The sequence below is a fragment of the Microbacterium sp. MYb66 genome, from assembly GCF_002979435.1.
Classification (GTDB): domain Bacteria; phylum Actinomycetota; class Actinomycetes; order Actinomycetales; family Microbacteriaceae; genus Microbacterium.
In genome coordinates this window covers 1-16,325 of the sequence record NZ_PCOV01000013.1, presented here as the reverse complement: position 1 = coordinate 16,325, position 16,325 = coordinate 1, and the positions used below count along the sequence as shown (strand labels likewise).

Sequence of the window (16,325 nt, the reverse complement as noted above, 5' to 3'; positions counted from 1 at the left end):
CAGCGTAGGCGCACGATCAGACCACCTTGCGAAGCGTGTACCCGCGCGGAGTAGCCACGAAGCCGGCTTCCTGCAGGGCGAGCGCGAGCTCGGTGCCGTACACGCCCTCGCCGTTGATCTTCTCGACGGTCAGAGTATCGAGGCGGCGCGCGCGTGCGGTGGCCGCGAGGTCGGATGCCGCGGCGCGCAGCACCTCGCCGTCGTCGCTGAACGACAGCACGGTGCGGCCGCCGCGCTCCAGCGAGAGCACGAGGGTGCCGTCGACCAGGACGACGAGGCCGCCGGCCTTCCGGCCCGGGCGATGAGACACCCCCTCGAGCTTGGGCCAGCCGAGGGCGGCGCCGTAGGGATTCGCGGGGTCGGTGGCGGCGAGGGTCACCGCTGTCCGCGGCGGCGGGTCGGCGAGTCCGGCATAGGTGCGCAGGCGATCGACCGTGCCGGAGGCGGCGAACTGCGCGGCTCCGAGCTTCTCGATCACGTAGCCGCGGCGGCAGTGGCCCGCCTCCTCGAACCCGGCGAGCACCCGGTATGCCTGGGCGAAGCCGCCGGGGACGCCCTCGGCCTGCACGGCGCCGCGGGTGACGACGCCGTAGCGGTCGAGCAGGAGACCGGCGGTGACGGTCGCCCGGCGGGCGGCATCCGTCTCGAGCGCGGGCAGCAGCGACCAGCGTCCGCCGATCGACGTCGGCCGTGGAGCCGCGGAACCGGTGAACGATACGCCGCGGTAGGTGCGGGCGCGGGGTGCCCGGCGCTTGACCTTGTGGGCCTGCGAACCGCCGGCGAGGAGCGAGCGGATCGGGCCGAAAGTGTCGTTCGTCACGTAGCCCGACCACGTCAGCGACCACAGTGCCTCGAGCACGGACTGCTCGTTCTCGGCCGCCGCCATGTCTTTGAGCTGCGCGGCGAAGTACGCGCCGCCGACGTCGAGGGCGATGAGGATGCGCGACTCCAACGAGTCGGACGCGATCTCGGCATCCCGCTCCGGAAGGGTGAACGGGGCGAGGTCGGCGGGATGCAGCGACACCCAGCCATCGCGCCCCGGAAGCGTGCCATGGCCCGACCAGATGACCTCGCCCGCCGCCGTGAGCTCGTCGAGCATCGCGGGGGAGTAGTCGCGCACCCGCGACGGCAGGACCAGCGATTCCCACGCGCTCGCCGGGATCGGCACTCCGGCGAACTGCTCGATCACGGTGAGGACGCCGTCGACGCCCTCCAACGGCCGACCGATGTGCTGCCAGTCCGGCAGGAAGCGCGCATACGCCTCGGGGGAGACCGGCTCCACCGATCCGCGGATCGCCGCGAGCGACCGCATCCGCAGGCGGCGCAGCACCTCGCTGTCGCACCACTCGATCGCGTCGCCGCTGCCGGCGGCCTCGGGCAGGAAGTAGCCGCTCGTGAGTCGGCCCGCGTTCTCCAGCCGCTGGAGGGTGTGGCGGGCGACCGCGGCGCCGAGCCCGAATCGAGTGGCGACAGCATCGGTCGTGAACGGGCCGTGCGTGCGGGCGTGGCGGGCGACGAGGTCTCCCAGCGGGTCGGCCAGCGGTTCGAGGAACGCCACCGGAATGCCCGTGGGGAGCGCGACGCCGAGCGCGTCGCGCAGTCGGCCCGCGTCTTCGATCGCGGCCACCCGGCTCACGCCGCCGATCGTCACCGGAATCGCGCGCCGGGCCGTGATCAGGTCGTTCAGCAGGGCGTCGGCGGTCGCGGTGTCGACGGACTCCGACTCCGCTTCGGACACGCTCGTCGGATCGAGACGGGCGGCGACCTCGTCGGCGTCGAGCGGCCCGAGCATCCGCAGCAGGTCGGCGACCCCTTCGAGGCCCCGCGCGCGACGGTCGGGGTCGAGGCGCTGCGCCTCACGCTCGAACTGGGCGATGACGTCGGGGTCGAGAAGCTCGCGGAGCTCGACCGTGCCCAGCAGTTCTCCGAGCAGGGCGGGGTCGACCGACAGCGCGGCCGCCCGGCGCTCGGCGAGCGGGGAATCTCCCTCGTACATGAACGCGCCGACGTAGCCGAACAGCAGGTCGCGGGCGTAGGGCGACGGCTGTCCGGGCTCGGTCTCGACGAGGCGGATGCGGCGGTCGGCGATCGAGGTCGCGAGCTTGCGCAGCGAGGGGAGGTCGTAGACGTCCTGCAGCACTTCGCGCAGCGTCTCCAGGATCACGGGGAACGTCGGATGCCGCCGGGCGACCTCGAGCAGCTGCGCCGACCGCTGCCGCTGCTGCCAGAGGGGCGTGCGCTTGTTGGGGTTCATGCGCGGCATGAGCAGTGCTCGCGCCGCGCACTCGCGGAACCGGGAGGCGAACAGCGCGGAGCCGCCCACCTCCTGGGTGACCACGTGCTCGAGCTCTTCCGGGGCGAACACGAACAGCTCGGCTCCGGGCGGCTCGGCCTCGGCATCCGGGATGCGCACGATGATGCCGTCGTCGCTCGCGACCGCCGATCCCTCGACGCCGAGGCGCTCGCGCACCCGGGCATTGATCGCCAGGGCCCACGGCGCGTGCACCTTCATGCCGTACGGGGAATGCAGGATCACGCGCCAGTCGCCGACCTCGTCGCGGCCGCGCTCGACCGTCAGCGTGCGGTCGGTCGGCAGTGTGCCGGTCGCTTCGCGCTGCTCGGTCAGGTGGGCCATGAGGTTCGCCCGCGCCTGCTCGTCGAGACCCGCATCGATCAGTCGCTGGGCGGCCTTCTCGGGTGGGGCCGCCGACACCTCGCGGGAGAAGGCCCCGAGAGCCTCGCCGAGTTCGAACGGGCGGCCGATGCCGTCGCCGTGCCAGAACGGCACCTTCCCCGGCTGGCCGTATGCGGGGATCACGTTGACGCGGTCATGGGTGATCTCGGCGATCCGCCAGCTGGTGGTGCCGAGGGTGAACACGTCGCCGACCCGCGACTCGTAGACCATCTCCTCGTCGAGCTCGCCCACCCGTGCACCGGTCGTCTCGCCGGCGACGAACACCCCGAACAGGCCGCGGTCCGGGATGGTGCCACCGCTGGTCACCGCGATGCGCTGTGCTCCGGGGCGTCCGGTCAGCGTGCCCGCGTCACGATCCCACACGAGTCTCGGCCGCAGCTCGGCGAACTCGTCGGACGGGAAGCGCCCGGCCAGCAGGTCGAGCGTCGCCTCGTAGGCGGAGCGGGGAAGAGCCTGGAACGGCGCGGACCGCCGGACGGTCTCGAACCACTCCTCGACGCTGATCGCTCCGAGAGCGCTCGCGGCGACCGTCTGCTGGGCGAGGATGTCGAGCGGATTGCGCGGCACCTGGATCGCCTCGATCTTGCCCGCCAGCATCCGCTCGGTCACGATCGCGGTGTGCAGCACGTCGCCGCGGTGCTTCGGGAAGAGGGCGGCGCGACTGATCTCGCCCACCTGGTGCCCGGCCCGCCCGACGCGCTGCAGGCCTGATGCCGCCGAGGGCGGAGCCTCGACCTGGATCACCAGATCGACGGCGCCCATATCGATCCCGAGTTCGAGGCTGCTCGTCGCGACGACGCAGCGCAGAACGCCCGATTTGAGCTCCTCCTCGACCTGGGCGCGCTGCTCCTTCGACACCGAGCCGTGGTGCGCCTTGGCGAGCACGGGATCGGCGCCTGCGGTCGCTCCGGCCTGCGCCATCATCGCCGCGGGGACGGTCGCCGCGGGCAGCTCGACGCCGATGCGCTCGGAGTAGATCTCGTTCAGGCGGCCGGTGAGCCGCTCCGCCAGGCGGCGCGAGTTGGCGAAGACGATGGTCGAGTTGTTCTGCAGGATGCGGTCGACGATCGCCTCCTCGACGTGCGGCCAGACGGATCCGGTGACCTCGCTGTACTCCGCATCCGCCGCCTCCCCCGGCACTCCCGGCGGCGGTGGCGGGTTGGTCATGTCGTCCATGGGGACGACGACCCCCAGCTCGAAGGTCTTCGACGCGGGCGGCGCGACGATCTCGACCGGTGCCGAGCCGCCGAGGAACCGCGCCACCTCGTCGATGGGTCGGACCGTGGCCGAGAGGCCGATCCGCTGGGCCGGGGTCTCGATGCCGTTGAGTCGGCGCAGGGCATCGAGGCGCTCCAGGCTGACGGCGAGATGCGCGCCGCGTTTGGTCGCCGCGACCGCGTGCACCTCGTCGATGATGACGGTGTGCACGCCGCGCAGGGTCTCGCCCGCGCGGCTCGTGAGCATGAGGTACAGCGACTCGGGGGTCGTGATGAGGATGTCGGGCGGGTCGGACACGAGCTTGCGCCTGTCGCTCGACGTCGTGTCGCCCGAGCGCACGCCGACCGTCACCGCGGGGGCGGGCACGCCCAGCCGTCTGGCCGACTGCCCGATGCCGATCAGCGGAGACCGCAGATTGCGCTCGACGTCGACGCCGAGGGCCTTCAGCGGGGAGATGTAGAGGATGCGTGTGCGCGGCTCGCCCTTCGCGGGCGGGGCGGTCTCGGCCATGCGCTCGCGGAACACGCTGTCGATCGCCCAGAGGAAGGCCGAGAGCGTCTTTCCGGAACCGGTCGGAGCCACCACCAGCGCGTGCTTGCCGGCCGAGATCGCGTCCCACGCACCCGCCTGCGCGGGCGTGGGCGCGGGGAACGCACCCCGGAACCAGTCCTGCGTGGCGGGGGTGAAGCGTTCGAGCACGTCGCTCATCCCTCCATCTTCGTCGAGGCCGGGGACATCGGGGCGCGTCACGATCCCAGCGAGACCTCCTGCAGAGCACCTTCGCCGTCGATCTCGAGGGTGAGATCGAGGTCGAGTCGGCGCAGGAACGCGTCGTCGTGGCTCACCACGAGCACGGCGCCCCGGTACGCGCGCAGCGCCTCGACCAGCTGGTCGACCGTGTCGACGTCGAGGTTGTTCGTCGGCTCGTCGAGCACCACGAGGTGCGGGGCGGGATCCGAGAGCAGCAGCTTCGCCAGCGCGACCCGGAAGCGCTCGCCGCCGGAGAGCGCGGACACCGGACGCTCCGCCGTCGCCCCGCGGATCAGGAACCGGGCGAGCCGGTTGCGCAGCTCCTTCTCCGGGACCTGGGGAGCCGCGGTCGCGATGTTCTCGAACACCGACCGCTCCTCGACGAGTCCGTCGACCCGCTGCGGGAGGTAGCCGATCTGGTCGGTGTGGGCCTCGATGCGCAGGGTCGGCCGTGCAGGACTCGTGAAGTCTTCGGCGACATCGGCCGAAGAGCCGCTTCTCAGGGCATCGGTCGTCGTCTCTGAGGAGGTGTGACCACCGTCGGCGACCAACCGTTCCAGCAGCGTCGTCTTGCCGGCGCCGTTCCGGCCGATCAGAGCCACACGCTCCGGACCCTGGACCACCCAGGACCGCTCCTCGTCTCCGACCGTCGCGATCCGGCGGCTGCGGGACACCTGCGGATCGGGGAGCTCGATCTTCATCGAGGAGTCGGAGCGCACGCGGCGGCCGGCCTCCTCGCGCGCGGCGTGCGCGGCCTCCTCCTTGGCGCCGACCTCGGTGCGGAGCCTGCCCGCCGACACCTCGGCCGCCATCTTGCGGCCGTGCGCGATGATCTTCGGCACCCGCTTCTCGATCTCGGCCTTCTTCGCCGTGCGGGCGCGATGCGCGAGTTTGACCTCGGCCTCGATCCGCTGGCGCTTCTCCTTGCGGAGCACCTGGGCGGCGGCGACCTCGGCCTGCTTCGCGGCATCCTGCTCCGCGTCCAGCCAGGCGCGCCACTCGGAGTACGGACCACCGAACACGCTCAGCGCCTGGGCGTACAGCTCGGCGGTGTCGTCCATCAGCTCCAGCAGCGACAGGTCGTGACTGACGACGATGAGCGTGCCCTTCCAGGCGCGCACCATCGCCGCGAGCTTCGCTCTGGCGTCGCGGTCGAGGTTGTTCGTCGGCTCGTCGAGGAGCGTGATCGGCGCGCGGCGCAGGCGGATGCCGGCGATCGCGACGAGCACGGCTTCTCCTCCGGAGAGCTCGCCGACGCTGCGGTCGAGGAACTCCGGAGCGAGGCCGGCTTCAGCGAGGGAGGCCTGGGCGCGCGCCTCGATGTCCCAGTCGTCGCCGACCGCATCGAAGTGGGCGGGGTCGACGTCGCCCGCGGCGATCGCCCGCACGCCGTCGAGCGCCGCGGAGACCCCGAGGAGCTCGGCGACGCGGCGGTCGACGTCGAGCGTCAGCTGCTGCGGGAGGTACGCGACCTCGCCGGATGCCGTGACGACGCCCGATGTCGGTTCGAGTTCGCCGGCCATCAGCCGCAGCAGCGTCGACTTGCCGGCGCCGTTGCGTCCGACGAGTCCGGTGCGTCCGGAGCCGAACGCCCCGGACACCCCGTCGAGGGCGGTCGAACCGTCGGGCCAGGTGAACGTGAGCCGGTCGAGGGTGACCGACGCGTGAAGGGTGGAGGGAGTTGACATGGGTGTCTCCTGTCGAGTGCGAGGGTGCACTGACACCGAGCCCCTGCCGGGCCGTGACACGCGTCACAGGATGCGGAGGAGTGGGTCTGCCGTGGAGTCGGCGATCGTCGGGTCAGCGCGCGGGAAGAAGAGCGCGGAGGCGACGGATCAGATCAAAGGACTTCCAGACACGGCGGACAGGACTCCCCGACGATACCCGGGCGTGTCGGGGGTTCGCAACCCCGGGCGTGTCGCGGCCGGGGCTCAGCGGCCGGGCAGCACGACGGGCGCCCCGGTGTCGGGGTCGGCGATCACCCTCGCCTTCAGGTCGAACAGCTCGGTGAGCAGCGGTGCATCGACGATGTCGCGCGGTGCGCCCTCGGCGACGATGCGCCCGTCCTTCATCGCGATCAGGTGCGATGCGTAGCGGGCGGCCTGATTGATGTCGTGCAGCACCACGACGACCGTGCGCCCTTCCCGGTGCAGGCGGGTGACGAGTTCGAGCACCTCGATCTGGTGCCCGATGTCGAGGAACGTCGTCGGCTCGTCCAACAGCAGGATCGGGGTCTCCTGGGCCAGCGCCATCGCGATCCAGGCACGCTGGCGCTGACCGCCGGAGAGCTCGTCGACGTTGCGCTCGGCGAGGTCGGTGACGTTCGTGGCCGCCATGGCCTCCGCGACCGCGCGTTCGTCCTCGACCGACCAGCTGGAGAGCACGCTCTGATGCGGGTAGCGGCCGCGTCCGACGAGGTCGGCGACCGTGATGCCCTCCGGGGCGAGCGGGCTCTGCGGCAGCAGTCCCATCCGCCGCGCCACCTCCTTCGTCGACAGTCGCGTGATGTCCCCGCCGTCCAGGAGCACGCGCCCTCCGGTGGCGGGCAGCAGTCGGGCGAGCGCGCGCAGCAGCGTCGACTTGCCGCAGGCGTTCGGCCCGACGATCACGGTGAGCTCGCCGTCGGGGATGCGCACGTCGAGGCCGTCGAGCACCCCTCGGCCGCCGTAGCCCGCGCGCAGCTCCTCGGTCGCGAGTCGTGTCATCGTCGTCCTCCTCCGGTGAAGCGTCTGCTCTCGCGCATGAGCAGCACGAGCAGATAGAGGCCGCCGATGCAGATCGTCACGGCACCGGTCGGCAGGGTCACGTCGGGGATGGCATGCTGGGCGATCACATCCGCGACGAGCAGCAGCACCGACCCGGTCAGTGCGGCGCCGACGAGGTCGACCGAGGTGCCTCGTCCGGTCAGCCGCTGCCCGATCTGCGGGGCGGCCAGGGCGACGAAGGCGATCGGTCCCGCGGCGGCGGTCACCGCGGCGATCGCGGCGACACCGAGCACCATGAGCATTCCGCGCGTGCGTTCGAGCGGGATGCCGAGCATGGCCGCGGCGTCGTCGCCCAGCTCGAGCCGCCGCATCCGTCGCTGAGCGGCCGGGGCACACAGCAGCACCGCGCCGATCGCGATCGCGGCGAACCCGAGAGTGGTCCAGTCGACCGCCGCGAGGGATCCTGCGCCCCAGACGGCCGCGCGCAGCGCCAGGTCGACGTCGGCGCTGGTGCTGAACCAGGTGTTCAGGGACTGCAGGAGCGCGCCCATCGCGATGCCGACGATGATGAGGCGGAAGCCCTGCATCCCGCGGCGGAATGCCAGCAGGTAGACGATCGCCGCGGTGAGCACTCCGCCGATCAGCGCCCCGGCCGCGTAGGCGGCGTACCCGGTCGCGCCGGTCAGCATCATCAGGATCACGCCCGAGTACGAGCCGGTGCTGAACCCGATCACGTCCGGGCTGCCGAGGGGGTTGCGGGTGAGGGACTGGAAGATGCTGCCCGAGATGCCCAGCGCCGCTCCGAACAGGAGTGCCGCGACGACCCGGGGCGCCCGCCATTCGAGGACGACCTTGCGCACCGCGCCCTCGGACTGCCCGAGGAATGCGCCGATCACCTCTCCGGCGCTCACGCCGTAGCTGCCGAGCGTCATCGCCCAGACGGCGAGGCCGAGGGCGAGAGCGGCGAGCGCCGCGCACACGAGCAGCATCCGTCGGGTGGTGCGCACCGAGAGCGGGCCCGCGCGCAGGACGAGGGTCGCGCTCACAGGGCCTTCGCCTTCCGACCGCGGACGAGGGCGATGAGCACCGGAGCGCCGATCAGCGGCAGCATCACGCCGACCTGCAGCTCGGCGGGGATCACGAGGATCCGGCCGAGGATGTCGGCGCCGAGCACCAGAGCCGGCGCGAGCACGGCGGAGTACAGCGTGATCCAGATCCAGTCGGGTCCGGTGATCCAGCGCACGGCGTGGGGGACGACCAGTCCGACGAACACGAGGGGGCCGACGGCCGCCGTCGCCGCACCGCACAGGAGGGCGACGGCCAGGATGATCGCGACCCGCGCGACGCCGAGCCGGACGCCGACGGCCCGCGCGGTGTCCTCGCCCAGCGCGAGGGCGTTGAGCGGACGCACGCAGAACGCCGCGATCAGGAGGCCGACCGCGATCGGCAGGAGGACCGCGTCGATCGTGCCGCTCGGACGGTCGGCGAGCGTGCCCGCCCCCCAGAAGCGCATCCGGTCGAACGTCTCGGTGTCGATCAGGGCGAGAGTGTGCGAGAAGCCCGTGAGCACGGCCGCGAACGCCACGCCGACCAGGGTCAGGCGCACCGGGGACCCCGCACCGCGACCGGCGCCGGCGGCGAGGTAGACGAGGGCGGAGGCCGCGATGGCTCCGACGAACGCGAACGGCAGGTACTGGTCGATCCGGGTGATCCCGAGGAAGGCCACCGCGAGCGTGACCGCGAAGCCCGCTCCGGCGTTCACCCCGAGGATGCCGGGGTCGGCGAGCGGGTTCCGCGTGAGAGCCTGGATGAGCGCCCCCGAGACTCCGAGCGCGGCGCCCACGAGGATGCCGAGGACCGTGCGGTCGACCCGCGCGCTGGTGACCGTGACCTGGCTCACCGATCCGTCCGGTGCCACGAACGCCTGCCAGACCACGTCGAGCGGCAGCGCGGCCGAACCCACGACCACGCTCAGCACGCAGAGGGTCGCGAGGAGCAGCAGGGAGAGGACGAGCCCGAGCACGCGACGCCGGGTGCGCGTCTGCCGAACGCCGGCTCCGGTGGCCGGATCGGTGCGCGTGGCGGTGGTCATGGGGCTCCTCTGGACGCCGAAACGCTAACAGCTTCCGGCGGTCGCGCCGTGCGGTTCAGGAGTCGGCCAGGGCGCCGCGGGCATCGGCGGTGAGGCGGCCGGAGGGGATCCCGGTCTCCCGGCTGAGGGCCTTCACGAGGCCCGCCCTGGTGCTGAAGCCCGACAGCCGTGCCGCAGCCGTGAGGTCGCCGCCACCGACCAGGTGCGCGACGGCCGCGTTCATGCGGGCCCGACCCCGCCAGCGCGAGAACGACCACCCCGTCTCCGTGACGAAGATGCGCTGCACCTGACGCGCGCTCATCCGATGGCGTGCCGACAGCTCGTCGAGGGGGAGCGGCAGGCGCAGGGCATCTTTCGCGAGACGCCGGGCGGCCGGATGCTCGGGGTACACGACCGGGAAATAGGGGCGCGACACGGTCTGCAGCACCCGGGCGATCGCGCGGCGGAACGGCAGGATCTGCTCGTCGGTGCTGGGGGCCGCGACGAGCGCCGTGGTCATGACGTCGACGAGCGCGGGCACCACGCCGAGCACGCGGACGCGCGTCGAGGGCGATGCGGCGTCCTCGAGGATCGGGCCCAGCACCGTCCCGCCTTCACGGACCCGGACCGCGTGCGGGACATGCGGCTGCAGCCAGGCGGCCTCATGCCTGCGGAGCGGGATGTCGACGCCGTCGACGGTCAGCACCGCGGCCCCGGTCACCACGTAGACGACGTGCGGCTCGTCATGCTCGTGCGTGTCGTGCCCGAGGAAGCGGATCGAGTTCTCCGGGACGGTGCCGGCGAGAGCGGTGGATGGCACGCTGTTCCCCTCCGAGACATGTCGTATCCGTCCGTGTCGATGTCGCATGCGTCACGATTCGACCGGTTAGTGAGAATAGCCTTACCTTACCCGAGCTGCGCTGTCCGCCGCGTGCCCGTCGGGTCATCCCGCATCCGTCGATCCCTGAGGTCTCTCCATGTCCAGATCCGTCCGTCTTCTCGCCGCGCTCCCCGTGGTCGCCCTGTTCGCCCTGGCGTCGTGCGCCGCCGAACCCGCCCCCGAGTCGGGAGCCGGCGCGTCCGAAGAGGCGACGACCCGCGTCGTCGCCACCGAGCAGGGCGACGTCACCGTCCCGGCCGACCCGCAGAAGGTCGTGGTGCTGAACTACGCACTCGCGGGTTACCTCTACGACCTCGACGTGCCGGTCGCCGCGGTGACCTCGGAGGACTTCGGCTACGAGGCGTCGTACTCCGACTTCTGGGCCGAGGATGCCGAGAAGCAGGGCACCGAGTTCATCACCTGGAGCGGTGACGGCTTCGACCTCGAGGCGATCCTCGCGCTCGAGCCCGACCTGATCGTCGGCGGAGGCATCGGCTTCCCGCTCTTCCTCGCCACCGACGCCTACGACGACCTCAGCGACATCGCGCCCACCGTTCTGGTCAGCGGCGACAAGGCGACCTGGCAGGACCAGTACTCGTTCCTGGCCGACGACGTCTTCGGCAAGGGCGAGGTCTACGACGAGGCGCTCGCCGCCTACGAGGACCGCGTGGACGAAGTGGCCGCGAACATCACGGTCCCGACCGCTCCCTCCGCGTTCCTCTCGATCCTCCCCGACGGCACGGTGTACGTCGCCCGCGAGGACATGGGCCTTCCCGTCGTCTTCGAGGCGGTCGGCATCGAGCCGGCGCCGATCTTCGGCGAGGGCGACTACGAGCCCTACACCCCGGGTGGCGACTCGTTCGAGCTGTCGACCGAGCAGGTCGGCCAGGTCATCACCCAGCCCACCGTGTTCATCACCGGCTTCAACACCGACATCGGCGACATCGACGCCCTGTCCGAGAACCCGGTCCTCGCCGCGCTCCCGGCGTTCCAGAACGATGCCGCGTACGTGCTGCCGTACTGGGTCGCCCGTGGCGACTACGACGAGGCGCTGGCTCTGCTCGACATCATCGAGGAGCTGTTCGGCTGAGATGGCACAGCGCGCATTCACCTCGCATCCGCTGGTCGTGCGCCGCGTGACGGTGCGCCGCATCGAGGAGGTCACTCCTCGGATGCGGCGCATCGTCGTCGGCGGAGAGGGGCTCGGGGAGACCACCGTCGACGGGCACACCCACCGGGCCTTCGCGGCCCCGGGTTTCGACGACCACATCAAGCTGATCTTCGCCGCGGACGGCGATCTCGATTCGGCGCTGCCGATCCAGCTGCCGCACGGCATCGAATGGACCGCCGCCGAGAACCGGCTCGCCCGGGACTACACGCCGCGGTGGGTGGATGCAGACGCCGGCGAGATGGCGCTCGACTTCGTGCTGCACGGCGACGGGCCCGCAGCATCCTGGGCGCAGTCGGCCGCGATCGGCGACGAGCTGTGCTTCGTCGGGCCGAAGTCCTCGCTGCGGCTTCCCGAGGGCCTCGACTGGATCGTTTTGATCGCGGATGAGACGGGCCTGCCCGCGGTCGGGCGGTTCCTCGACGAGCGTCCGATCGATGCGGCGGCGCACGTGCTGGTGCTGGTCGAGGACGCCGCCGCTCGGCAGGAGCTGAACGTGCGTCCCGGCGACACGGTCACCTGGGTGACGGCGCCAGGGGGCGACGCGGCGGCGCTGGAGGAGGCCGTCCGCGGTCTCGCGCTTCCGGCCGACGGTGAGGGCTATGCCTGGGCGGCCGCGGAGAGTCGCGCGCTGCTGCCGGTGCGCCGCTTCCTGCAGCGCGAGCGGGGGCTCGCGAAGGACCGCCTGAACATCACCGGCTACTGGCATGCGGAGACCGTGTCGGCGGGGGACGACGCCTCGGCGCCGGAGGTTCCTCCGGTGGTCGAGCCGGCGTCTCCCGTGCCGTGGCTCGTCGTCAGGGCGGCCGTCCGGCTGGGTGTGGTGGACGCCCTCGCCGACGGTCCGCTCCCGCTGTCGACGCTGGCGGCGAGACTCGGGGTGGCTCCCCGGTCGCTGGAGGCGCTGCGCGGCATCCTCACCTCCGCCGAGGTGATCGCCGGCGATGCCGACGCCCTCGCGCTCGGGCGCTTCGGGGAGGAGCTGCTCGAAGAGCATCACCGTGAGGAGTTCGACGGCCTGGAGGCGGAGGCCGTGCTGGCGCTGCGCGATCTCGATCACGCTCTGCGCGATGGCGTCTCGCCGTGGCAGCGGGCACGCGGGGAGACCCTCGCGGCGCAGGCGCAGACCGAGGGGCTGCACGTCGAGGAACTCGTGGAGGACGCGAGCCGCCTCGCCTACCTGCTCGACGGCTTCGTGGCGGACCCGATGTGGGACGACGTGTCCGGCGTGCTCGTCGTGGGCCCGGGTGCTCCTGCGGTCGTGGGTGCATTCGAGGACGGCGGACGGGACGGCATCGACGTCGCGCTCCACGAGCACGGTCTCGTGCGCGACGCGATCGTCGAGGACGCGGGTGGGGCCGCGACCGTCTGGGACGGCCGCCCGGTCGAGATCGCCGTGCTCGCTCTCGCCCTCGGGCACCGGACCGATGCCGAGGCGGTCGGGCTCCTCCAGGAGCTCGCGTCGTGCACGTCGCGCCTGCTCCTGCTCGAGTCCAGCAGGCCCGATGCGCTCAGTCCCGACGCCGAGGAGCACCGGATCGTCGGCTTCGCGATGACCGGTGCGCCGTTCCGCTCCAGTGAGCGGCTGGGCGAACTGGCCGCGGCTGCGGGATGGACGTGGGAGCGCGCGGAACCCCTCGGCTGGGGGATCGAGGCGACCGTCCTCGTCCGGTCCTGAACACGGTCTCGGCGGCGGCACCGCGCTCCTCGGAGGGTGCGCAGCGGTGCTGCCGCCGAACGCCGGACCGGCTCAGCCCTTCGCGATCCCGTCGATCCACTTCGTGAGGAACCGGTGCACGTCGGTCAGCTCCTCCTCGGAGATGCTGTGGGTGAGTCCGGTGTAGACGCGGCCCGACAGGTCGGAGTGCCCGGGCAGCCACTGCGCGGTGTGTGCGACGAGCTCGGGCGGGATGACGTCGTCGTGCGTCCCTCTTCCCCAGAACACGGGCGGCCGCAGTTCGGCCAGCGCGTCGTCGTTCGGCAGTTCGCCCGGTGCCGCGTATCCGCTGAGCGCCGCGACCGCGCCGAAGCGCTCGGGGGCGAGCCTCAGCGCCTGCAGGGACACCGCGGCGCCCTGAGAGAAGCCGAGCAGCGCGACCGAGGGGGCGTCGCCCGCCGCGGCGTCGAGCCAGCGCAGGAGTGCCTCGGCGGCGACCGTCACGGCCTCGGGGCTGCGTCCGTCGAGCCCGTCGATCGCGTACCAGGAGCGGCCGGGCATCGGCCACGGAGGTGCGAGAGGAGCGGCGACGGACGCCACGGCGATGCCCTCGGGGAGGTGCGGGACCAGCCCGAACAGATCGTGCTCGTCGGCGCCGTAGCCGTGCAGCAGCACCAGCAGCGGCATCCCTCCGCGGTCGGGGGACGACCATCTGGTCGCGGTGTCGTCGATCGTCAGGTTCTCGCTCACACCGTCATCCTGCCAGGGACGGCCGACGTGCATCCGGTGTCGGTCGGGGGAGGCGGCTGGTAGAAAGGACACATGGCGGTCCGCACACCTGATCCTGATCCGGAGCCCGACGACGATGGTCTCGGTGACTTCCCGGACTCGAACCGCCCCGTACCCGATGCGAACCCCGGCTGGCTGAGCGACTTCGAGCTCGAAGAGGCACGGCGTCGACTGCCGATGCTCTACGTCGAGGCGATCCCGGTGCGCACCGACGGGTCAGGACAGGTGATCGAGATCGGCATCCTCCTGCGTTCCACGCCGATGGGCGAGATGACGCGCACGATCGTGTCGGGTCGTGTCCGCTTCGGCGAGACCATCCGCGACGCCCTCTTCCGGCACGTCGAGAACGATCTCGGGCCGATGGCCTTCCCGCTGCTCCCGCCGCAGCCGCTGCCCTTCACGGTGGCCGAGTACTTCCCGATCCCGGGCGTGAGCGCGTTCCACGACGACCGGCAGCACGCCGTGTCGCTGGCCTTCGTCGTGCCGGTCACCGGCACGTGCGAACCGCGCCAGGACGCCCTCGAGGTCACCTGGTTCTCTCCGGAGGCCGCCGGGTCCGATGCGGTCGCCGCCGAGATGGAGAACGGCCGCGGCACCCTCATCCGGCAGGCTCTCGCGTACCTCGGTCTCCTGCGCTAGTCGCGTCCCGTCGTCGCTCCTGCTCCGGCTCCCGCTCCGGCTCCGGCTCGCCCGTCCGGGCGTCGACCCGTCTCCGTGCGTGCGAACCACCCCTTCGTGCACGGTCGTAGGGGGCCGGTTCGCACGCAAGAGTCCGGGTCGGCAAGCGGGTTTCGAGCCCGACTCTTGCGCCGTCGAAGGTAATGGGCTAGAAAGTAGACCATTAGTCCAATCGGCAAAAGGATGCTTCGACATGGATGCTTCGACAACGACGTCGCGCAGCACGGCAGCACCGCAGGAACGCAATCTCCGCGGGAACCTCGGGGCGGTGTCCGTCACCTTCATGGTGATCGCGGCAGCGGCTCCGCTCACGGTCGTCGGCGGGCTCGTGCCCATCGGCTACCTCGTCGGCAACGGCATCGGATTCCCGGTCATGTTCCTCGTGGCCACCGTGATCCTGCTGCTGTTCTCGGTGGGTCTCACGGCGATGAGCCGCTTCCTGCCCAAGGCGGGATCGTTCTTCGTGTTCGCGACCCACGGGCTCGGCCGCACGCCCGGTCTCGCCACCGCCTACCTCGCCCTCGTCTGCTACACGACCGTGCAGATCGCGGTGTTCTCCTACCTGGGCGCGACGATCAGCTCGAGCATCGTCCTCCTCGGCGGACCCGAGATCCCGTGGTGGCTGCTCACCCTCGCCTCCGTGGCCCTCGTCGGCGCGCTCGGCTACCGGCAGATCGAACTCAGCTCGCGCGTCCTCGTGGTCGTGCTGCTCGCCGAGATCGGCATCGTGGTGCTGCTGGGGGTCGTCATCCTCGTCACCGGCGGCGCGGAGGGAGTGACCTTCGGGTCGTTCCTGCTGCAGAACGTCCTCTCCGGTGCCCCCGCCCTCGGCCTCATGTTCGCGATCGCGAGCTTCATCGGCTTCGAGTCGACCGTCGTCTACCGCGACGAGGTGCGCACGCCCGAGCGCACGATCCCGCGCGCCACCTACGCGTCCGCGATCGTGATCGGCGTCTTCTACGCCTTCGCCGCCTGGGCCATCGTGGTCGGCGTCGGCGAGGGCGCGATCATCGAGGAGGCCGCCGCCGACCCCACCACGCTGATCACCCGCGTCACGGAGCAGTACCTCGGCCCGGTCGGCTCGATCGCCGTCGCGGTGCTGTTCCTCGGGAGCATGTTCGCCGCCGTGCTGTCGCTGCACAACGTGCTGACCCGTTACCACCACGCCATGGCCAACGCGCGGGTGCTGCCCGACCGCGTCGGCACCGTCCACGCGCAGCACGGCTCGCCCCACGTCGCATCGATCGTGCAGGTGGCGACCTCGGGCATCGCGATCATCGTGCTCGCGCTGATCGGCTTCGCGCCGGAGAACATCTTCTCCTGGTTCGCCGGCATCGGGACGCTCGCGATCGTGATCCTGATGGCGGTCACGTGCCTCTCCGTCGTGGTCTACTTCGCCCGCACCCGGGTGCTGCGCAGCCCCTGGCACACCGTCATCGCACCGATCCTCGGCTTCCTCGGCCTCGCCGTGTCCGCCGTGCTCATCGCGGCGAACTTCCCGCTGCTCGTGAGCGACGTCGATGCCGAGGGGAATCCCGCCTGGGGCCCGATCAGCATCACCCTGGTCGGGGTCGTGGTCATCGCCCCCGTGATCGGCCTCGTGCAGGCCGCGGTCATGCGGGCGAAGGCACCGGAGGCGTACGCCCAGATCGTGCGCCGATTCGACGAGAACGCCTGACCCTCGCCACCCGCCCCGCACAAGAAGGATGGACAT

The 16,325-nt window shown here is 71.6% G+C and carries 11 protein-coding genes; 4 read left to right on the top strand and 7 right to left on the bottom strand.

All coding sequences use genetic code 11. From position 1 onward, the window contains the following. Positions 1 to 16: 16 nt before the first annotated feature. The 6 genes from CQ045_RS17540 to CQ045_RS17515 all read right to left on the bottom strand — a co-directional run bounded on the left by CQ045_RS17540 (position 17) and on the right by CQ045_RS17515 (position 10,259). Positions 17 to 4,621, bottom strand: a complete 4,605-nt coding sequence (locus CQ045_RS17540) for an ATP-dependent helicase (protein WP_105726188.1) — start codon at positions 4,619 to 4,621, stop codon at positions 17 to 19. 38 nt (positions 4,622 to 4,659) lie between these two features. Next, positions 4,660 to 6,351, bottom strand: coding sequence for an ABC-F family ATP-binding cassette domain-containing protein (locus tag CQ045_RS17535; protein WP_105726103.1), 1,692 nt, complete (start codon positions 6,349 to 6,351; stop codon positions 4,660 to 4,662). 243 nt (positions 6,352 to 6,594) lie between these two features. Next, positions 6,595 to 7,368, bottom strand: coding sequence for an ABC transporter ATP-binding protein (locus tag CQ045_RS17530; RefSeq protein WP_105726101.1), 774 nt, complete (start codon positions 7,366 to 7,368; stop codon positions 6,595 to 6,597). Then, entirely contained in the window at positions 7,365 to 8,414 is a 1,050-nt protein-coding gene (locus tag CQ045_RS17525) for an iron chelate uptake ABC transporter family permease subunit (RefSeq protein ID WP_105726099.1), read from the bottom strand. The genes CQ045_RS17530 and CQ045_RS17525 overlap by 4 nt, the downstream gene beginning before the upstream one ends. Next, a complete protein-coding gene (locus CQ045_RS17520) occupies positions 8,411 to 9,460 on the bottom strand; it encodes an iron chelate uptake ABC transporter family permease subunit (protein WP_105726097.1) in 1,050 nt (349 codons plus the stop codon). The genes CQ045_RS17525 and CQ045_RS17520 overlap by 4 nt, the downstream gene beginning before the upstream one ends. Positions 9,461 to 9,515: 55 nt before the next feature. Beyond that, positions 9,516 to 10,259: an AraC family transcriptional regulator gene (locus CQ045_RS17515; protein WP_219844455.1), complete on the bottom strand. Its 744-nt coding sequence runs from the start codon at positions 10,257 to 10,259 to the stop codon at positions 9,516 to 9,518. Between the two features lie 157 nt (positions 10,260 to 10,416). Between CQ045_RS17515 and CQ045_RS17510 the strand changes: the two genes are divergently transcribed. Both CQ045_RS17510 and CQ045_RS17505 read left to right on the top strand, forming a co-directional pair. After that, the gene (locus CQ045_RS17510) at positions 10,417 to 11,409 is read left to right on the top strand and encodes an ABC transporter substrate-binding protein (RefSeq protein ID WP_105726093.1); all 993 of its coding nucleotides are present in this window, start codon (positions 10,417 to 10,419) and stop codon (positions 11,407 to 11,409) included. Position 11,410: 1 nt separating this feature from the next. Continuing rightward, positions 11,411 to 13,165 carry a siderophore-interacting protein gene (locus tag CQ045_RS17505; RefSeq protein WP_105726091.1) on the top strand — a complete coding sequence of 585 codons (1,755 nt, stop codon included), beginning with the start codon at positions 11,411 to 11,413 and terminating at the stop codon, positions 13,163 to 13,165. Between the two features lie 72 nt (positions 13,166 to 13,237). Here the strand turns inward: CQ045_RS17505 and CQ045_RS17500 are convergent, their stop codons facing one another. Further along, a complete protein-coding gene (locus CQ045_RS17500) occupies positions 13,238 to 13,927 on the bottom strand; it encodes an alpha/beta hydrolase (protein WP_105726089.1) in 690 nt (229 codons plus the stop codon). Between the two features lie 39 nt (positions 13,928 to 13,966). Between CQ045_RS17500 and CQ045_RS17495 the strand changes: the two genes are divergently transcribed. Continuing rightward, positions 13,967 to 14,572 (top strand): NUDIX hydrolase family protein, encoded by a 606-nt coding sequence (locus CQ045_RS17495; RefSeq protein ID WP_105726087.1) that lies wholly within the window; start codon positions 13,967 to 13,969, stop codon positions 14,570 to 14,572. Between the two features lie 232 nt (positions 14,573 to 14,804). After that, complete coding sequence (locus CQ045_RS17490; RefSeq protein ID WP_105726085.1) at positions 14,805 to 16,289, top strand: APC family permease; 1,485 nt, start codon at positions 14,805 to 14,807, stop codon at positions 16,287 to 16,289. Positions 16,290 to 16,325 lie beyond the last annotated feature (36 nt).